Below are 19586 nucleotides of genomic sequence, written 5' to 3' on the forward strand. Positions count from 1 at the left end.
CCTTTATAAGAAATTAATTGTATGAGTTTGTTTATCAAGAGATGCTTTAATATGCTGAGTCGTTTCTGAGAATGTATATTTAACTTCTCCTATTCTCAGGATAGCTCCTTCGTAAGCTTTTTTTATGATAATTTCTTGGTCATCTGGAACTGAAATGACGGTAGGGGCTCCAATATCAGAACCAACTTCGTCAAGCTCCACACCTCCCTGTGCAAATAGTTCTCCTCCTCTAATGATTCCTGATGCAATCACTTTTCCTCTAGAATGAAGAGTCGTATTAATGCATCCAGTCCCAGTTATAATGATGTTTCCACTGCTGTAGATGGTGCTGTTAGATGCATGTTTAAAGATGATATACGAATTGGGTTCAACAGGACTATCACTTAACTGCTTTAAGTCTTTTAATGTGTGAAGAAGATGCTCAAGACCTTGCAGTGTTACTTGTTGATCCGCAGGTGATAAGAACAAAAATAAATTAGTAGAAGAAGAGAGCGTACTCATCCAATTCTCATCTTCAAGGTAAGGTTCTGCTTCTTTTAATGCTTCAATAAAGTATTTAATTAATAGAGGGAAATGCTTGAATCGATTTTCTAAAAGAATAAATATTAGGGAGTGTAGACCATTTGTTGAAAAGTTATTGGACTTAAACCCTTGGGTTAATGTTACTTGTTTGATAACTCCGATTAGCGATTCAAATGTAGAAATAATGGGTGCTAATTTTTGTCCTAACTCAGAGATCAGTATATTATGACGTCCGGCGGAGATTTCAGAATGTATGATATGTCCGTTGATATTAATACTTCCCGACGTTTGTACGGTCGCATTATTTGTTGCTTTATGAATATGAATATTGCCATCAGCTTCAACGGTCATACCTTGTTGAACCTCACCTAGAATTTCAACATCCCCTTTAAAATGGATATTTCCTGTAGAAATACTTACATTGTCCCTATGTAGTAGCTTCGGCATAATAGACACTCGGTATAAATGACCTCTTTTTTGGATATGAGGGCGTCCTGATTCAATTGCAACAATTTTGTCATCAATAATGATGACGCCTTTGCCTGCTTTTACAATTATATCGTGGTAGGGTCTGGCTTCAATGGTTTCGTTTGTAATTGTATAACCCGGTTTTCCTTGTACAGGCTGATGAATGAGTGCAATGATCTTTCCTTGTTTAATGTTTGGAATGATTTTTAATTCCCTATAGTTTGCAAGGCCATCTTCGTTAATGTGAGGACCATTTTTAACATCAAGATTTAGTAGAAGTTCTACAGTGCCTTCGCGACCATCTCCGGGTCTTTTCCCTGTTGCCACCTTGAATGTACCTGGTTCCGTGGTTTCGATCGCACGAATGATTTCCGTTTGATTATAGCCAATGATAATTTGGTTATCCTGTAACTCTCTCATGATTTGTTCATAATTAATTGAATTTATGATGGATGTTTGCTCTTCAGTCATGACTTCAATATGGGAATCTGGTTTTGTATCAACAACTGAACGTATTGTTTTGAACCCAGGCTCTACTGTTAAGGTTGCTTCGAGCTTTGAGTTGCTAATGTTAAGCGACCATGACGTTCTACGATGGGATTCAATTGGAACAAGTGTATAGGCATTCAGTTCATCTAATAAAACCTTTTTCTCTTTCATAAGCGTATCATTCCGATATAATTCAACACCATCTGAAATAAGCGCAACTGGGAAGGAGTCTGGTGCATTTTTGTGATATAACGTACCGTTTGTAATCCAAGCTTTTCCAAGATTTTTATCCACTGCAACTTGCTTAGTCTGTTTCGTAGCAGGTTGTGGGATGACGTCTTTAGGTAGGTTGATGTCATTAATTAAAGTAAGCTGTACAATCGCTTCTTGTCTCCCGATTCCAAATAGACCCTTTTTTTCTTTTTGAAGTATATTAATCGTAACGTTCTCTTTTGTTGTTTTTAAGTGTGATAATCCTGAATCAATGGCTTCATTTATTGTTTTAGCTTTCTGGACGACCTGTTGCATGACAAAACCTCCGTTATAGGTCATTTGTTATTTTTAGGATGACAATTGTAATATCGTCTTTTTGTGGCATTTCGTTAATAAATTGGTCTACTGCCGCTAGGACATTATTTTGAATCATATCGGCTGACTGGTCTTTATAAAGAGATAAGAGAGTCATTAATTTAGATAAGCCAAATAACTCAGCCTGATTGTTATGGGCATCAATAATGCCATCTGTGTAGAAAAACACCACGTCAAACTTTTTCAGTTGTACGGTTTGTTCTTTGTAAATTTGGTTAGGAAGACCACCAAGCATAATTCCTGTAGCCTTAGGTAACTCAGCAATCGTTTCTGTTTCGTTTTGTACATGGATAGGAAGATTATGCCCAGCATTAGAATACGTAAGGACACCTGTACTTGGATCCAAGTCTGCACAAAACAGAGTCACAAACGATTTTAGTTTGCGTAGATCCTTATAAAGAGCCTGATTCATTGATGAGAGTGTATCGCCCGGTGACCTGGTTGTTTCTGAAGCACTTCGGAATGCTCCCCTTGTAAGGATCATCAGCATAGCAGCTGGAATACCTTTCCCCATTACATCACCAATGACAATTCGGATGCACCCATTTTTTAAATGGTAAAAGTCAAAATAGTCCCCTCCAATTAATCTAGCAGGTACAGAGACCCCAGATAATTGGCCGTTATCAAAAACGGGTACATCGCCATTTAATAGTGTCATCTGAATATTTTTGGCTAAATCAATTTCTCTTTGTAGTGTTTTTCCTAGATTCTCTTTCTGAGTATCTACTTGTTTGTCAGTTTCGGGAGGTCTTTGCATGACTGTTTCTCCTTTTGATCAGATCTCAGAATTTCGTAAACACCTACCGTTTTAAAAAGTTTCTTTGTTAAGTCGTTTTCACCTTGAAGCATGAGCTGGAAGAGAAGGTCTTTCGACAGATAATACATATTAATGATGAATCCAATGCCAGAAGAATCAATGATCTCAACCTTTGTTAAGTCTAAAATAACAATAGAAGACTCGTTCATATTTTGGAAAAGAGGTTCAATAAGGTGGACAGTCGTAATATCCAATATGCCTTCAAGATGAATGACTGTTCTATTTAGTGAACTATCCAATTGAAAAGTTAGGCTCATTATGTGAACTCCTTTCCATAATCAAACGTTTAGAGGTATGTTGATTAGTCGTTGTGAATCTTAAAATAAGTGTAGACCCCTGCGGTGAGGTATAGAGCTGTACTTGATTGGCGAGCTTGATCATGAAAGTAAATCCATGACCCAAAGACTCTTTAGATGAGTATCCCGCTAATAAGATGCTTTTTGGTAGAGTCTCCAATTGAAATCCAGGTCCTCTATCTTCTGCAACAAACAGAACCTCTTGACCATCAGATGATGTGAGCACCTTCAATTTGCCACGAAAAGCGTGAACGATAATATTGGTAATAGCTTCAGATAGAGCCAACAACCAATTCATGATCTGTTTTGTGTCATATCCTTGCTGAAGAAGCAAAGACTTTACATGATGTCTACAGGCAGGGATATCTGACTTTGTGGAGATCTCATACTCACTTATTAGATGAAAGTCTTTCACAGAATTCGACAACTCTTCTTGAGATAAGAGTGAGAATTGTCCTTGGCTAGAAGCATATAAAACATCTCGATAGATTTTCCAATGCATATGTTGATCGTTTGCAATAACGGATTGAGCGTTTGCTTGTACAGAGAAAACATCATCTTTATACAATGAATACGTGAGAATCGCCGCTTCAGATAAGAGGGGTGGGAGGAGCATTTTATTGACATTAGAAATAACGTCTTCATTACGCTCGTTCCAATGAATGATTAGCTCTGATAGATATAGAATAACTTCAGCAGAATGGTCCATTGTCTTTGGCAAATAAGACATTCCATGAATAGCCATCCCTCGCAACCTTTGTTTTTCGTTAGGTGGAACATGTATAAATTCGGCAAGTTTGTCGCTAAGGAAGCCTCTTTTTAATATAAATTTTACTTCTCTAAAGGAAACACCCGGAAGAAAAATAGGTGTGATTGCTGGTTCGCTGACAAATATTTTTTCAATCATTCCACCAAACAACATCTCAAAACCTCCTTTGTTTTGGAATTTAGTAGTATTAAAAGACTAATATATTAATAGGATAATTATACTATTGAGAGTACCCTCTATTTGTCGAAATGTAAATCATTTTAAGTTTAAAGAAGAAATCATGTCGATTAGACATCGTTGCCACAAAAACATAAAATAGATAGGAGTACAAAAATCGATTCAAAAAGGAGAAAAATCAGTGTCAAAACGCAAATGGATTTCTTTAGGCATAGCTTTGGTAGGAATGATTGGAATTGCGATCTATTTTGTAGGGTTCTATCCAACCCCTTCAGAGCGCGCATTTGATAAAGGGCTTACATACGTTAAAGAGAATAATAACGATATCCTGAGTATTTATAAGCCAGACTCGCACGGACCTTCAATTATTTTTTATGATAGCAATGAGGGCATTGGCATCTTGGAGGCGGCTCCAGGAGAAGATATGATTCAATCAAATGTAGATAGAAATAATGCGAGTGAAGGAATTAGTATTGTTTCGCTTGCGGGTATGGAAAGGCACAGTGGAGTGTTAATTGAAAGAGAAGACGCAAATGAAATTCAATCCCTTCGTTTACTTAGGAACAATGAAGAAGTGGTTCAGTTTGAGATAGAAGAGGATGATGAAAAATACAGTGGTTTTTTGAAGGATAGTGTAAGCCTTTCCGGTGTGGATGCAATCGTTTTAACAAAAGGGAATGGAGACACTGAAGAGATTGCTATATCTATGAATTGAAGAAAGCATGATCGTTCCGGGATTCTGTAAATAAGTGCTGGCCCCGCAGTATGATTGCGGTTACCAGCACTCCAATTTGATTATTTATCTTGTTTCAGAGCGAGATATACCGCAGCAAAATCCTCACGCCCTAGCCCTTTTTGTTTAGCAAAGGCGAACAGTTCTTTAGCTGCATGAGAGATTGGGAGTGGTGCTCCACTTTCATAAGCCGTTTCTGATAGTTGCTGTAAGTCCTTGTAGGCGTGTTCAAGCGGAAACTGTGTTTCAAATGTTCCGTGTACAATCATATCTCGTTTCCCATCGAGGACAGGTGCCGTAGTTGGGAGCATCAAGAGTAAATCGGCTAGTTGAGCTCGGTCTAGCCCAACGGATTCACCAAAGCTTACAGCTTCAGCAAAGCTAGCCATTGATTGAACAAGAGTGAGGTTAACCGCGAGTTTTGTGGCTGAGCCTTTCCCAACATCACCCATATGCTGTACAGATTGACCCATAACTTCTAAAAGGGGTGTAATCTCTTCGATATCTTGCTTCTTCCCACCTACTAAGAAATGCAGCTTACCCTGTTCGGCTGGCCCCTTAGAACCGGCTACAGGGGCATCAACAAAACGACCTCCCTGATCTTTTGCATCTTTGGCCCACTTTTCTGAGTAGGCTGGTTTTACCGTGCTTGTATCTACCCATAGCGTGTTATTTGATAAGCCTGATAACAACCCTTGTTCGCCGTATATAACTGATTCAACAACAGAAGGTGTAGTAAGCATGGTAAAAACAATGTCCGCTTTTTGCGCAACTTCAGCAGGTGAATCTGCCCAAATGGCTCCTTTTTCAAGTAGTGCAGTAGCTTTATCCTTTGTGCGGTTGTGAATGATGAGATCTTGTCCACTTTCAAGCATGCGTCTAGCCATGTTCTCGCCCATTATGCCGAGTCCGATAAATCCTATCATTTGATCACCTTTTTCTACTAAGATGTATCCATTTTCCCACTTATAGAGTAAGTGAATCAACTCTTAGCATTGTAAACCTTACAAAATTGTAAGAGAGATGTGAGGTAAATCCATTAGTAGATTGGACAGTTCATTGATATACTTTAGTTAATGATAGAATTTTCGGAAATGGAGAGTGCGCGGTATGTTTCGAACCTTAAGTTATCTAAAAGCAGGGACGCCAAAACAACGAGATGTGTATGATGCGATTGAAACACTTGAAGTCATGAAGACATGGTCAGCCTACTCTCCAACGCTTTGTGGTACGGTTCCAATTGGGATTGATGTGGATACCTCCGACCTTGATATTGTTATGTATATTGATGAGGATCATTTCACTGAGGTTGAAGCAGAGATGACACGGTTATATGGTCAATATGAAGAATTTAGAGTAAAACGATATGAAGTGAGAGGAATACCGACAATAAAAGCTAATTTTGTTTATAGGCAATATGAATTTGAGTTGTTTGGTCAGCCTAGGTGTGTCACAAAGCAAAATGCATACTTACATATGTTGATAGAAGCGACTCTTTTAAAGCAAAAACCATTGTTGCGTAGACAAATCATACGATTAAAGAATTTAGGGCTGAAAACTGAGCCCGCTTTTTGTAAGGTGCTTGGACTGGAAGGGGACTCCTATGAGCAGTTGCTTAAATATGGTAGAGAACACCAAATTATATAGAGATTTTGTCTAATAAAATAATTTGAAACGAGCAGGAAAGAGATCCCCACTCGTTTATGTGCTAACTACGTTACTTTCTGCAGCCGCAGCTTTTACGTTTATTGTGATGATCAGAATGACATGGGAACAGACTGCTCCAATCCTTGTACCAATATAAATCACAAACTGGTTTCTTTTTGCATTTGCATTTGTCCTTACATTTGTCTTTGGACATATTATCACCTCTTCTCCAGTTTCTATATACTATTCTCATGGAGTGGGACTGCCTGTGTGATCCACTCATCTTTAGAATAGAAGTCAAAAAAGCGACAAGTGACACGGTAGACGTGACACTTGTCGCTTTTTTGACTTATTTACTAGGATAGAGTAATACTTTCCCGTAGAACTCTTTTTGATGAATGATGTGATCAAATGCTTGAGGGCCTTCATGAAGAGGAAGTCTATGAGTAATCATCGGGGTGACATCTAGCTCACCTGTGCCCATTTTATTTAGGGTAGCTGACCATTCTTTCCCTGGAAAAGGTGACGAAACAGCGTTCCAAGAACCATACACTTTCAACTCATTACGGACAATTTTTTCGAAATAGAATCGCTCAATGGCAACATCCCCATAAGGTATACCCATAAATACAACCTCGCCACCTTTTCTTGGTAGCGCAAATACTTGCGCAGAAGTAATAGGAGAGCCTGCTGATTCAATGGCAATGTCTACGCCAATGCCTTCGGTCAAAGAATAAACTTTTTCATGTGCTGGTGTTTCTAGTGGGTTAATCAAAGCATCTGCGCCCATTTGTTTCGCTAGATCAAGCTTTTTAGAGTCGATATCTATGGCATACACAACATCGGCTCCAAATAGCTTAGCCCATGCAATTGAAAGCAAGCCGATATTTCCACATCCTAATATAGCAACCGTTCCACCAGGTTTAAGACTAGTTTGGTAAAGTCCGTGAACAGCCACCGCGGAAGGTTCAACTAAAGCGGCTTGATCCATAGAGATAGAATCAGGTAGAAGTAGAACATTATTAGCTGGAAGCTTTGTATAGTCAGCAAAACCACCAGGCTGTTTGGCACCGATAACAGAAAGATTGTCACATTGGGATGGAGATCCTTTCTGACAACTGAGGCAGTACCCACATGCAATCGTTGGGCAAGCAGCTACACGATCCCCTGGCTTCACGTGGGTAACGGATTGTCCAACAGACTCTACAATACCTGCAAATTCATGCCCCCACGTCATGCCTTTGACATAAGGACCTAGCTTTTTGTATCGAGACAGGTCAGAGCCACATATTCCAGCGGTGTGAACATGAATAATTACATCATCATCTGCTTCGATTACTGGTACAGAAGCAGGTTCGTAGCGTAAATCTTCTATCCCATATAAGTTAAGTGCATTCATGATTCGACTCCTTATGTGAGTGAGTTAATTAAATTACACAGATTCAGAGGGTTTGACAGAGTCTTGTTTTTTTCTCTTCTTAAATAGTCCGACCATCCCGATTCCGACAACAACAGAGTTGATGATGAATTGATGCTCTAAATAAAACGTACTGACGATTTTTCCGTAGGGACCGAGCATAGAATCGACCATAAATTGAACCATATTCGTCTACCTCCTAGTTTTAATCTAATGGTAGTAGGGATACTTTAATGGCTTCTCCGCTTTTTATCGCTTCGTAGCCTTTATCCCATTCTGCAATACTGAACTCATGGGTAATGAGAGATTTGGCGTTTACACGTCCATCGTTCATTAATTCGAGAGAAGGCTTCCAATCTGCTGATTTTTGACTTCTTGTACCAACAACTCGAATTTCCTTTTGAATAATTTTCTCGAAATCAATTTCTATTTTGGCGTTTGGGAAGATGCCTACTTGAACGAATTGCCCTTTTTTAGCAAGTAAGTCAAGGCCCATATTGGCTGCTGGAACAGCACCAGTACATTCAAATACTATGTCTGCCCCGTATCCAGAAGTGAGATCGTTCACGATATCGTGAATGGTTTCCTGTTGAATATTCACGACGGAATCTATGCCAAGTTCTTTAGCTTTTTGAAGCCTCGTCTGATCGTTATCAAGTCCAGTAATGACTACTTTGGCCCCGTAAGCTTTGGCTACTTGAGCCGTTAACAATCCAATGGGACCAGGTCCAAGAACAACTGCTACATCACCTGGTTGTATCGTTGCTTTTTTAACAGCATGATGGGCGCAAGCAAGTGGCTCGGTTAAGGAAGCAGATGCATAATCAACATGGTCGGGAAGGAGGTGTACACTGCTAGCTTTGGCTATAAGATATTTGGCAAATCCACCGTTAACTTGTGTGCCTAACCCCTTGCGATGGTTACACAAATTAAAGTCGCCAGATTGGCAATAACGACACTCCTCGCAAATATAAAATGTCGTTTCGGAGGTGACTCGGTCACCTACATTAAAATTAGTTACCCCTGCACCAACCTCTGTGACTACACCAGAAAATTCATGACCAAGGGTGACTGGAGCTTTCACTTTGTAATGACCTTCATACGTATGAAGGTCAGAGCCGCAGATGCCTGCATATTTCACTTCTATTTTCACCAGCCCTTCTTTGACGGTGGGTTCTTCCACCGTCAAGAGGTTAAGGTTGCCGAAGCCGAGTTCTTCTTTTACTAATGCTTTCATATCAGCACCTCCAAATTAATTAAACAGTTGAAATAGCTTATAGATTACGTAGTTCACATGGTTACCACCCTGGTCAATACTTGAGATCAGGCTAGTTCCTTCAGGGATTTGGAAGGCGGCACTTTCAGCCATTGCCGTATGAAGTGGAGCAATATCTGTAGCCATATACAGGGATAATGCAATTAAGGCTGAACCGACAATGACGGAGTGTACGATATTGCCTTTTGCCGCACCAACGATAAAGGCTACGATAAATGGAATGGTTGCTAGGTCACCAAATGGTAGAACATTGTTTCCAGGAAGAACAATCGCAAGCACAACAGTAATTGGAACAAGTAGTAATGCTGTGGCGATGACCGAAGGGTGACCAATGGCAACGGCAGCATCTAAGCCGATGTAGATATCTTTTGTACCGAATCGTTTATTAAGAAACTCACGTGCGGATTCAGAAACAGGCATTAACCCTTCCATAAGAATCTTCACCATACGAGGCATTAGAAGCATAACTGCTGCCATAGACATACCGATATTAATGGTGTCGCCAATGCTGTATCCTGCTAGGACACCTAGTAATAAGCCGAGAACCAATCCTATAATTAGTGATTCACCAAACACGCCAAAGCGTTTTTGAATAGACTCAGGATCTGCATTTAATTTGTTTATTCCAGGTACCTTTTGTAGTAGTTTTACGAGAGGAATACCCAGGATTGCATATGAAATCGTACTTCCTGTTGCAACGGAGATACCTGGTAGCTCAAAGTATTTTTCAAGCATAGGTGCTGTATAATCTGCAACTTTCAAACAAATGATTTGGAAGATGGTAGCTGCAATTAGCGCTTGAATAAAGCTTCCATCTGAAAGCACATAAACAATGGCTCCGATAAATGTGTAATGCCAAAAGTTCCAAATATCCACGTTCATCGTTTTAGTTGTTTTTGTTACAAGCATGAGTACATTCACAATTAAGGCGAGTGGGATAACGAATGCAGCCACTGGGCTTGCCCAGGAGATTGTTGCAGCGGCTGGCCAACCAACATCAATGATATTTAGCTCAACCCCAAGCCTGGCAACCATGGCTTCAGCAGCTGGTCCTAAATTGTTAACAAGTAAGTCAACGACTAGGAAGATACCGACAAATGCAACACCAATGGTTATAGCAGAGCGAAAGGCTTTCCCAATTTTTTGACGGAAGAATAAACCAAGTAGAAAAATAGCTACGGGTAATATAACAGTAGGGCCTAGATCAAGAAACGTTTGTAATCCATCAATGACTTGTTGCATAACAATTCCTCCTTTGTAAGAAACAAAATCAATCTATGAGTCAGGCATTTCTTCCGATATTCAGAAACCGTACAAGGGGTCCCAATTCGTGGGACCCTATTCTTATACCGCTTAAAGGTGCTATTTTTTTAGTTCATCTAAGATCTCTTGTTTTGTTTCATCTAAACCGATTCCGGTAAGAAATGAACGTGCGTTGATAACTGGAAATGGATAGTCTGTTTTCACAATCGTTGTTGTGACCAGAAGATGTGCTGTGTCAACATATGATGAGATATCAGACACTTTGATTTGAAGGACTTCCGCATCGATTTTGTTTTCTTTGATCATGGTTTCAACGGCATCATTCACAATCGTGGATGTTGCGATTCCAGTTCCGCATGCAACTAATACTCGTTTCTTCATGTTTTTTCACCTCCTTTTAAAGTTAAATCAAGGCTGCTTTGTAACGTATCAATTAATTTTTGTTTGTCGGTTTCTCTCGCTAAATAGAGGAGACGCTCTTCATCTTGAAAGATACCCATCAATTTTTGTAAGAGTGAGAGTTGGGCGTGGTTCTCATCCATCGCGAGCATAAAAATGAGCTTAACAGGAACGGTTTGCTCGGATTCACCCATAATGACAAAATCAACAGGCTCTTTTAGTACACCAACACTTAAACTTTTTTGTAAGACATGCTCCCTATCTGTATGGGGAATAGCCACAGCAACGCCTTTTGTTGGAAGTCCGGTTGCATAGTTGTTCTCTCGTTCGATAATGGCGTCAATGTAGCTTTCTTTGACAACGCCTTGCTCCAGCATGTTGCCGGCCATTTGTCTTAATGCATCTTCCTTAGAAGACGCCTGAATGTCGTGTAAAATAAGTGAATCGTTAATTAACAGCGTGGTCATTAGTTGGCACCTCTTTTTCAGTATTCAATGAAAGGGATTCAGTGGAAATGTTCTGTTTGATTTCGAAAGCTATGTCTTTCGGACTCGTTGCCTGCTTTATTCGTGACATGGCTTTTGTATTCTGTGATAGCCTGATCAGCTGTCTAAGCGCTTTCAAGTGTTGATACTTATCGGGAGCGGCAATGACAACAATTGTATAGATGGTATAAGAACTAGCAAAAGTGACTCCGTGCTTCAATTGCAGTAGACTCATGGATACACGCTTCACTCCTTCCTCAGGGTCGGCGTGAGGAATGGCTGCTCCTGACCCAATCACAATATAAGGGTCGTCAGTGTCTAAATTAAGCATGGCTTCAACGTAAGAAGGGGTGATGCTTTGGTTACTAAGTAAGGGTTTCGCAGCAAGCGTAACGGCCTCTGTCCAAGAGCTGACACGTGTAGCCAATTGAATCGTTTCTTCATGTACAAGATCAAATAAGTTAAGCGAGCTTGTGTCCTTCAACGTCTTAGTGGGTGTTGCTGAATCCTGTTGGAAAAATCGATTGAGTTCCATTTTCAGTGCATCTTTGTTTTCAATCGAAGCGTGTGTTTCGATCATTTGCATCAGTTGATCCACTTGTACATCTGTACTAATAAAACCATTTGTCTCAGTCATGACTTGTTTACGCAATCGAAGTTTTTCCATCTCATTCATCAATGACGATATGATAAATAGTTTTCTGTTCGTTTCTACGAAAATCGGTGAAAATACAAGGTCATAATGAAAGCTATAGGTTTGGAAGTCTCGTACAGATAAGGCTTCTAGAAATACAAACTCAGGGAATAGTTCATGTAATTGGGTAAGCATTAGGCTTGATATAGACACACCGTTCGGGCAAACAACAACAGCTTTAACTTTCTCTTGTAGACTATCTCCTTGCTTCGTTAGCCATCCTCCTAAAAACATGCTCAAATACATCGCTTCATGGTCAGGTATTGGCTCACCAATCAGCTTTTCCAAAGGTCTCATGGCTAATTTTGCAATATGATGCAACTCTTCGAATTCTGGACTAGTCGTTTGGTGAATCTCATTCATTTCAGTAAGCCGATATTTAATGCGATAATACGCAGGCTTTGTATGAAGCATCAGCTTAGCTAATAATTGCTCCTTATCTCTAAGGAAGATACAAGACCGCTTTTCAAACAATTCAAGCATCTCGCTTAATGCCTCTCTTAATTCTGGAATCACATTTTCTGTTAGACCTTCTGACCAGTAGACATTCGCTGTAAGTAAGTGAAGTGTAATAAATAATCTGTCACTAATCGGAACATGACCCACTTCATCAATAATTAACTCTGTGGCAAGGTATTCTTTTGTATCAGAGAGCTCATCATAATGAATATAAAAAGGATCAATGGTTTTATTCTGTCTAATTCTTCTGAAAAGAAGGGCTAGAATGACGGGCATAGCTTCAATTTTATCGTCTGTAAACTTAAGACCTAATTCAGTTTCAACATGGTTTAATTTTTCGCGAATGCTTTGAAGTTCATCTGGCCTAATATCCGCTGATTTGATTAAATAATGTTTGCCATGATGAATGGTCAAACAGCTATGAATTAACGATATCAATAGCCTGCGTTTGGAGAATTCTTTACCTGAAAGGAAGTACCCATGACGCCTAGAATATTCAATCTGAATGTGATAACGGGTAACGTAAGACTGAGCTTTCTTAAGGTCATTCAGAATGGTGTTTTTACTAAATGTTAATTCGCTAGTAAAGTGGAGTAAGGACAGTTCTTCTTTTCGACTCACTAACATAAGCAGAATCATGAGTACGCGCTCATTTTCAGAGGGAATGGATTCCTGTATGATCTCTTTTTCATCTGCTAAAATTGTTGATGAAAGAAGAGGACTGATAACAAAAGATCCTTTTTTTGTTCGTTTGATTTTTGGGAGGTTTTTGCTATCAAGCCAGTTGTTTATCTTATCGAAGCTGTACTTAATTTGGCGGCGATTTAACTGATGCTTCTGCTCAAGGTCGGCACTCTTAAGAGCGGGGTTTGATACGACGTCATTTAACAAGTCTGTACTTCGACTATCAAGATACATGATATCGTCCTCCCTTTCGTAATTAGTGTATCACCGAAAAAAATGATTTTGTATGCGTTTTCATCACAGTCTCTTGATACATGAATTGTCACATATTGTGATGAAGTCAAGAACAGATTTGATTTTGGCTTTTTCGTTACGTTCATCATGTAGTATGATAAGGCTTTAGGAGTCAGTCACATTAAAAGGAGTGCGTATATATGATGAAATGGGCAAAAGGACTAGGCATGGTTGCTGCAACAAGCCTATTTGTATTAAGTGGTTGTGGGACATCAGATATTGAACCCGAAGATACAACATCTGGAGAAGATCCAGTATCTGAAGAACCAAGCGGAGAAACAGTAACGGTTAACATGACGATGGATAATGGGGGAGAGGTTGTCATGGAGCTCTATCCAGATATTGCTCCAAAGACAGTGGATAACTTTGTCTCATTAGCAGAAGACGGATTCTACGATGGTCTAACGTTCCATCGAGTGATTCCAGGGTTTATGGTTCAAGGTGGAGACCCTGATGGAGATGGAACAGGAGGACCTGATCATTCAGTCGAAGGAGAGTTTTCAAGTAATGGTTTCCAAAATGACTTGAAGCATGAGCGTGGAGTGCTCTCGATGGCAAGAAGCCAGGATCCTAATTCGGCTGGTTCTCAGTTCTTTATTGTGCTAGAAGATAGTTCTCACTTAGATGGAGATTATGCTGGATTTGGAAAAGTAATTGAAGGTATGGATGTTGTAGATGAGATAGCATCCGTCGAAACAGGAAGTCAGGACGAGCCTGTTGAAGGTCAAGAGCAGATCATTCAATCAATTACTGTAGAATAAGCAAGAGGAGTAGCACTTTATGTTCTTTAACTTATGAAGAAATTCAGACGCCTACCACTAAAACAAGCGGACGAAAATGGAGGGCCGACACCTGCAGGGTGTACAGGCTTATTGAAATGAACGGGCGTAGGTAAGCGTGCCTCTATTTTCGGGAGCGATAGCGTAGAACCCGTTAAACTCTGAACCCTTTTTTGATGGTACTACGTCGATTCATCAGCGTCGCCAAATTTCATTTAATTTATATAAAAGGGCCAAACAATGGTTTATCATTGTTCGGCCCTTTTTGTGATAAAAAGACTTCTGCTCTGTGTTACTTACTCGTATTCAACTCAGCTTTCTTCGTTAGATCTTTTTCATAAAATAAGAAAGCGTGAGCTCTCTCAGGCAGCGTTAATTCTCCGACGGGCTGATAGTGTTGTCTGAGAAAGAGGCTTTGGGCTTTTTGATTGAGTGAGTACGTATCAACTTTCATTGAAGTGAATCCGTTGTTCTTGGCCCACGTTTCTGCATAGTCTATAAGTTCTCCAGCGACACCTTGCTTACGAATCGTTGGATTGACGACTAACCGGTGAAAAGTCACGGAATCAGACAATGATTGATGCCATGAAAATGTCTGATAGGCATCGGAGAAATGACGATCAATGGTAATTGACCCAGCTATTTCACCGTTTGATTCCTTGACATATAGCGTTTCATTTTTAATATCGTTGTGGAAATGCTCAGGTAAAGGATACGTCTGATCCCACTGATCATTCTTTTCATCAGCCATGACTTTAATGGTTTGTTTAACTATTTTAGTTAAATGTGGAACATCTGTTGATTTCGCTATTCGTATCACATAATCACCTCGTTGCTTAACTGATCTAATCATTACATGTTCACTCATACCTGTCGAGAAATGTGCCTAATTGAAAGAGAGTATATTTATATAAATTTAATAAACAATAAAGTAATTAAATAAAGCGGAATTCACATTGACACAAAAATGTCAAGGGTGTATATTTTGTGACGCTAAGTAATTTGAGGAGTATACCTTTAACTAATGAAAGAAGGTCCTATTGTGAAATCTACACAGCTTGTTTCTAGAGACGGAATAAAGACATCTTTACGAGGGAAGGATTTATTAATGAATCCAACCTTAAATAAAGGTGTAGCATTTACAGATGAAGAGAGAAAAGAACTCGATCTTGATGGGTTACTTCCACCTACTGTTTTAACAATAAAAGAACAAACAGATCGTGCCTATCAGCAATATTTGGCACAACCAACAAACTTGCGAAAGAACGTTGTGCTAAGTGACTTAGCCAATCGTAATCGCGTATTATTCTATCGTTTATTTAGTGAACATATTGCTGAAATGCTTCCTATTGTTTATACACCTACAGTGGGGACAGCTATTCAAGAATATAGCCATGAATATTATCGTCCAGAGGGAATGTATCTTTCTGTAAATGATCTAGATGGCATATCTAAAGCTTTTGAAAATATTCAAGCAAACGCGGATGACATTGATGTGATCGTAGCAACAGATTCCGAAAGTATCTTAGGAATTGGAGACTGGGGTGTTGGCGGAATTAAGATTGCTATTGGCAAACTGGCTGTATATACAGCAGCTGCTGGTATTGATCCAAGCCGTGTGCTTGCAGTCGTGCTCGATGCTGGTACAAATAACAAACAGCTTCTTGAGGATCCGCTTTATATTGGTAATCGTCATGAGCGCGTTCGTGGTGAGAAATATGATCAGTTTATTTCTACTTATGTGAATGAAGCCCTCAAAAAGTTTCCAAATGCACTTCTTCATTGGGAGGATTTTGGTGGTGGTAACGCTCGTACGATTATAGAGAAATATAAAGATACTGTTCTCAATTTTAATGATGATATTCAAGGTACAGGTGCTGTTACATTATCAGCCGTTGTTTCAGGGTTAAAAGTTACAGAGGAGCCTTTAGAAGAACAGCGAGTACTTGTATTCGGACCTGGTTCAGCGGGAATTGGAAATGCTGATCAAATCGTTGGAGCAATGGCATTAAAAGGCATATCAGAGGAAGAAGCCTATAAGAATTTCTGGGCTGTCGATCAGTTCGGTTTGTTAACCGAGAACAGAGAAAATACAGCTGATTTTCACAAACCATATCTTCGTCCTGATCAAGAAGTAGCAGATTGGGCAAGAGATGATAAGAATCAGATTGGCTTACTAGAAGTTGTGAAACAAGTTAAACCAACGATTCTAATTGGTACATCAGGTTCAACTGGTGCATTTACGGAAGAAATCATTCGTGAAATGGCTTCTCATACTGAGCGACCGATCATTATGCCAATGTCTAATCCGACTTCTTTGGCAGAGGCAGTACCTGAAGACTTAATTAAATGGACAGACGGTCAGGCACTTATTGCTACGGGAAGTCCTTTTGCACCTGTAAGTTATAAAGGAGTCGACTATGTCATAGGACAAGCAAATAATGCCTTTGTATTCCCTGGATTGGGACTAGGATCAGTTGCCGTAAAAGCAAAACTGATTACAGAGAAGATGTTTGCCGCTTCAGCTAATGCCGTTGCTAACGCAACAAAAGGAACGGGAAGAGGTGCTGGAATTCTTCCAAGAGTAGAGGATTTACGCGCTGTTTCTATTGACGTAGCGATTGCTGTTGCTAAAGCAGCCATTGAAGATGGTGTGGCAAGAGAAACGCCTGATAACATTGAACAAGCAGTGAAAGACGCTATGTGGGAACCGACATATAAAACAATCTATTCAACTAAATGAGTGAAGCTCAATTAAAATTGGAGTCCTGAAAAGTGGGAATTGGTGAGATTTTTATTATCCTTATACCGATCTTTTTTGTCATCATTTTAGGGTATATGGCTGGTAATTTTAATGTATTTGATAAAGAATCATCAAAAGGAATAAATACGCTTGTAACAAAATTTGCTTTACCAGCACATTTATTTGTGGGAGTTACAACAACCCCGAGGGATGTGCTGCTTGCCCAGTGGCCATTTATGATTGCCTTAATTCTTGGGATCTTTGTATTTTATTTTGTTGTCTTTTTAGTAACGAAATTTGGCTTTAAGTTCAACTTATCCAACGCAGCGATGTTTTCATTAAACTCTGCCCAACCAACATTTGCTTTTATGGGGATTCCTGTTCTCGGAAGTTTATTTGGTGCAGAGGCTGTAGCTGTACCTATTGCTGTAACGGGAATTGTAGTAAATGCACTTCTTGATCCAACGGCAACCATCATGGGTACGATCGCTCAGCGAGAAAAAGCTGAAAATGAAAATATGGTACGAGTGGTTGCTAAAACCTTTGCACATGGGTTACGTGAACCATTGGCGCTGGTTCCTCTAATTGCTGTTATCTTAACGCTTCTTGGATTCCATGCACCTGGATTATTAGCCGATTCATTTAATGAAATTGGGGATGTAACCTCAGGTGTGGCTCTATTCGCAGTTGGGGTAACAGTGGGGATTCGTAAAGTGAGCTTCAATATCCCTGCGTTTAGTATTGCATTCTTAAAAACAATTGTTCAGCCAGCACTCATGTTTCTAATCGCCTGGGCGATGGGCAGTCCGCTGAAAACACAACAATGCTAGTTCTTCTTGTTGCATTCCCAGGTTCTGCTGTAGCAGCTATGATTGCTGTGCGCTTTGAATCAATGGAAGCAGAGGCAGGATCTGCATTTGTACTAAGTGCAATAATATCCGTGCTTACCTTACCTTTCTTAATTTCATTATTAATGTAAGTGGTCGATAAGAACTTGGTACAACACACAGCTACAGTAAAACTTCGCTAACCTTTAAGTAACTCAACTTGCTTACTTATCAGCTAATCTAGCGTAGGACATACATGGAGACTCCTGTGGGAGTAAAGGCCCTGGTGAGACTTCGCAGTGCGTCAGCACAAGGAGGGTTACCAGCCAGCCCGCGGGTGCGGAGTGTATGTCCGAAGCGGTAGCCTTGCTCTATTATATCTTTGAATTATTGGACAAAAAACCGAGACATTACGCTGTTTTATTAGCGTAATGTCTCGGTTTTTTTGAAATTTATGGAACGTTTTGTAAGGTTGAAACGTAGATGTACTATTCTGATAATAGGGCAAAGGATGTGTTGAGATGGATTTGTATATTAAGCAGAGAGTATTTTCATTTGGTGATCAATTTACAGTAACTGATCAAGAAGGAAAGAAGCTATATGAGGTACAAGGAAAGGTATTCTCGTTTGGTGATCAATTAATGATTTCTGAAATAAATGGAACAGGGCAAATTCATATCAAACAGAAGTTGGCTTCTTGGATGCCGCGATATTCTATTGAGATGGATGGTGAAGTACTATGCGAAGTGGTCAAAAAGTTTACTTTTTTTAAAGCAAGCTTTGATATCACCCCTTTTAACTGGACCATAGAAGGCAATGTATTTAATCATCAGTATGTTCTTAAAGAGGGACAGAATGAGATTATGACTGTTCAAAAAGAGTGGCTTACTTGGGGAGATACTTACCACGTGACGATTAATGAGGAGCGTTTAGTGATGCCGTGCTTAGCAATTATGATTGTTCTTGATATGGTTTTGCATAATAAAAAGAACAATCATAGCGCAGCAGCTAATTAATAGAACGAGCACAAGGGTACTATACTATTTAGGGCTTTAAGGTATTCATCATATAGGTGTAGAATTCGTCTTTCTGTAAGGCAGTCCTTGTAGGTGCCAAAAGCTGAGTAACTCGTAAGCCAAATGAATACGTGAGAAAAGCTGCAGCTGTTTTCTCTGGATTTATCGTTGGATTAATTGCGCATCCTTGTTGTCCAGCTTCGATCCAGCTACTAGCTTGTGCAATACTATATGAATAAAATTCATCGAGAATTTGTTGCACGGGTGGGTTTTCTGTTTTGCTTAGCAAATAAATAAATATGGGGTTGGTCACATCTGATGCTGGTTCAAAGAAAAAAGTGAGCCCATCAGTAATTGCTTTTAGAGGTGCTTGGAGGTCAACCTCACCTTGGCTTAATACATTCCAAAAGGATTCATTTACATCAAATATATTTTTCTTGAGCATAAGACCAAATAATTCATCTTTACTCGAAACGTAGTGGTAGATAGCTCCTTTAGATACCTCAGCTTTATCCATAATCTTTTTTAGGGTAGTTTGAGAACAACCAAATTCTTTAATGAGAACTTCGGTTTGCTCCATTATATGAATCAAATTAGGTGGGTACTCAACAGACTGTTTCATCATTCATCCTTTCAAAAACAAATTGACAAACCGACGGTCGGTATTATACATTAAAACAAACCGATGGTCTGTTTTTAATGTAGCAGTTTGAAAGCGTTAAAGTCAAATGAATCTTGGGAGGG

General features: G+C 39.6%; 19 protein-coding genes and 1 pseudogene. 6 read left to right on the plus strand and 14 right to left on the minus strand.

Features of this window, described 5'->3' with window-relative positions; all coding sequences use genetic code 11:
• Positions 1–3: 3 nt before the first annotated feature.
• The 4 genes from J2S05_RS12275 to J2S05_RS12290 are packed head-to-tail and all read right to left on the minus strand — an operon-like array spanning position 4 to position 4102.
• A complete protein-coding gene (locus J2S05_RS12275) occupies positions 4–2007 on the minus strand; it encodes a FapA family protein (protein WP_306983194.1) in 2004 nt (667 codons plus the stop codon).
• Between the two features lie 13 nt (positions 2008–2020).
• Positions 2021–2824: a PP2C family protein-serine/threonine phosphatase gene (locus tag J2S05_RS12280; protein ID WP_306983197.1), complete on the minus strand. Its 804-nt coding sequence runs from the start codon at positions 2822–2824 to the stop codon at positions 2021–2023.
• On the minus strand, positions 2791–3141 hold the full coding sequence (locus J2S05_RS12285; protein WP_306983198.1) for an STAS domain-containing protein: 351 nt from the start codon (positions 3139–3141) through the stop codon (positions 2791–2793). The genes J2S05_RS12280 and J2S05_RS12285 overlap by 34 nt, the downstream gene beginning before the upstream one ends.
• Positions 3116–4102, minus strand: coding sequence for an ATP-binding protein (locus tag J2S05_RS12290; RefSeq protein WP_306983199.1), 987 nt, complete (start codon positions 4100–4102; stop codon positions 3116–3118). Before J2S05_RS12290 ends, J2S05_RS12285 begins: the two co-directional genes overlap by 26 nt.
• Positions 4103–4307: 205 nt before the next feature.
• On the opposite strand from J2S05_RS12290, the gene J2S05_RS12295 reads away from it, so the two are divergent.
• On the plus strand, positions 4308–4841 hold the full coding sequence (locus J2S05_RS12295; protein WP_306983201.1) for a hypothetical protein: 534 nt from the start codon (positions 4308–4310) through the stop codon (positions 4839–4841).
• Between the two features lie 80 nt (positions 4842–4921).
• Here J2S05_RS12295 and J2S05_RS12300 read toward each other — a convergent pair whose 3' ends face one another.
• Complete coding sequence (locus J2S05_RS12300; protein WP_306983202.1) at positions 4922–5845, minus strand: NAD(P)-dependent oxidoreductase; 924 nt, start codon at positions 5843–5845, stop codon at positions 4922–4924.
• Between the two features lie 124 nt (positions 5846–5969).
• Between J2S05_RS12300 and J2S05_RS12305 the strand changes: the two genes are divergently transcribed.
• The gene (locus J2S05_RS12305) at positions 5970–6506 is read left to right on the plus strand and encodes a DUF4269 domain-containing protein (protein ID WP_306983204.1); all 537 of its coding nucleotides are present in this window, start codon (positions 5970–5972) and stop codon (positions 6504–6506) included.
• 349 nt (positions 6507–6855) lie between these two features.
• Here J2S05_RS12305 and J2S05_RS12310 read toward each other — a convergent pair whose 3' ends face one another.
• The 7 genes from J2S05_RS12310 to J2S05_RS12340 all read right to left on the minus strand — a co-directional run bounded on the left by J2S05_RS12310 (position 6856) and on the right by J2S05_RS12340 (position 13417).
• A complete protein-coding gene (locus tag J2S05_RS12310) occupies positions 6856–7905 on the minus strand; it encodes a galactitol-1-phosphate 5-dehydrogenase (protein WP_306983205.1) in 1050 nt (349 codons plus the stop codon).
• A gap of 33 nt (positions 7906–7938) precedes the next feature.
• Positions 7939–8109, minus strand: a complete 171-nt coding sequence (locus tag J2S05_RS12315; protein ID WP_306983207.1) for a hypothetical protein — start codon at positions 8107–8109, stop codon at positions 7939–7941.
• 19 nt (positions 8110–8128) lie between these two features.
• Positions 8129–9160: a zinc-binding dehydrogenase gene (locus J2S05_RS12320; RefSeq protein ID WP_306983208.1), complete on the minus strand. Its 1032-nt coding sequence runs from the start codon at positions 9158–9160 to the stop codon at positions 8129–8131.
• A 15-nt stretch (positions 9161–9175) separates the two neighbouring features.
• A complete protein-coding gene (locus tag J2S05_RS12325) occupies positions 9176–10441 on the minus strand; it encodes a PTS galactitol transporter subunit IIC (protein WP_306983209.1) in 1266 nt (421 codons plus the stop codon).
• 120 nt (positions 10442–10561) lie between these two features.
• Positions 10562–10843, minus strand: coding sequence for a PTS sugar transporter subunit IIB (locus J2S05_RS12330; protein ID WP_306983211.1), 282 nt, complete (start codon positions 10841–10843; stop codon positions 10562–10564).
• A complete protein-coding gene (locus J2S05_RS12335) occupies positions 10840–11328 on the minus strand; it encodes a PTS sugar transporter subunit IIA (protein WP_306983213.1) in 489 nt (162 codons plus the stop codon). The genes J2S05_RS12330 and J2S05_RS12335 overlap by 4 nt, the downstream gene beginning before the upstream one ends.
• Positions 11309–13417, minus strand: a complete 2109-nt coding sequence (locus J2S05_RS12340) for a BglG family transcription antiterminator (protein ID WP_306983215.1) — start codon at positions 13415–13417, stop codon at positions 11309–11311. The genes J2S05_RS12335 and J2S05_RS12340 overlap by 20 nt, the downstream gene beginning before the upstream one ends.
• Positions 13418–13617: 200 nt before the next feature.
• Here J2S05_RS12340 and J2S05_RS12345 point away from each other — a divergent pair, with 200 nt between their 5' ends.
• A complete protein-coding gene (locus J2S05_RS12345; RefSeq protein ID WP_370873642.1) occupies positions 13618–14238 on the plus strand; it encodes a peptidylprolyl isomerase in 621 nt (206 codons plus the stop codon).
• Between the two features lie 310 nt (positions 14239–14548).
• Here J2S05_RS12345 and J2S05_RS12350 read toward each other — a convergent pair whose 3' ends face one another.
• Positions 14549–15109 carry a GNAT family N-acetyltransferase gene (locus J2S05_RS12350; RefSeq protein ID WP_306983217.1) on the minus strand — a complete coding sequence of 187 codons (561 nt, stop codon included), beginning with the start codon at positions 15107–15109 and terminating at the stop codon, positions 14549–14551.
• 171 nt (positions 15110–15280) lie between these two features.
• Between J2S05_RS12350 and J2S05_RS12355 the strand changes: the two genes are divergently transcribed.
• The 3 genes and pseudogenes from J2S05_RS12355 to J2S05_RS12365 all read left to right on the plus strand — a co-directional run bounded on the left by J2S05_RS12355 (position 15281) and on the right by J2S05_RS12365 (position 18842).
• The gene (locus J2S05_RS12355) at positions 15281–16999 is read left to right on the plus strand and encodes an NAD-dependent malic enzyme (protein ID WP_306983219.1); all 1719 of its coding nucleotides are present in this window, start codon (positions 15281–15283) and stop codon (positions 16997–16999) included.
• A 32-nt stretch (positions 17000–17031) separates the two neighbouring features.
• Positions 17032–17978, plus strand: a pseudogene (locus tag J2S05_RS12360) (AEC family transporter).
• Positions 17979–18347: 369 nt separating this feature from the next.
• A complete protein-coding gene (locus J2S05_RS12365) occupies positions 18348–18842 on the plus strand; it encodes an LURP-one-related/scramblase family protein (RefSeq protein WP_306983221.1) in 495 nt (164 codons plus the stop codon).
• A 28-nt stretch (positions 18843–18870) separates the two neighbouring features.
• Here the strand turns inward: J2S05_RS12365 and J2S05_RS12370 are convergent, their stop codons facing one another.
• Positions 18871–19464, minus strand: coding sequence for a TetR/AcrR family transcriptional regulator (locus J2S05_RS12370; RefSeq protein WP_306983225.1), 594 nt, complete (start codon positions 19462–19464; stop codon positions 18871–18873).
• Positions 19465–19586 lie beyond the last annotated feature (122 nt).

It is taken from the genome of Alkalicoccobacillus murimartini (assembly GCF_030813245.1).
GTDB classification, from domain to species: Bacteria; Bacillota; Bacilli; order Bacillales; family Bacillaceae_D; genus Alkalicoccobacillus; species Alkalicoccobacillus murimartini.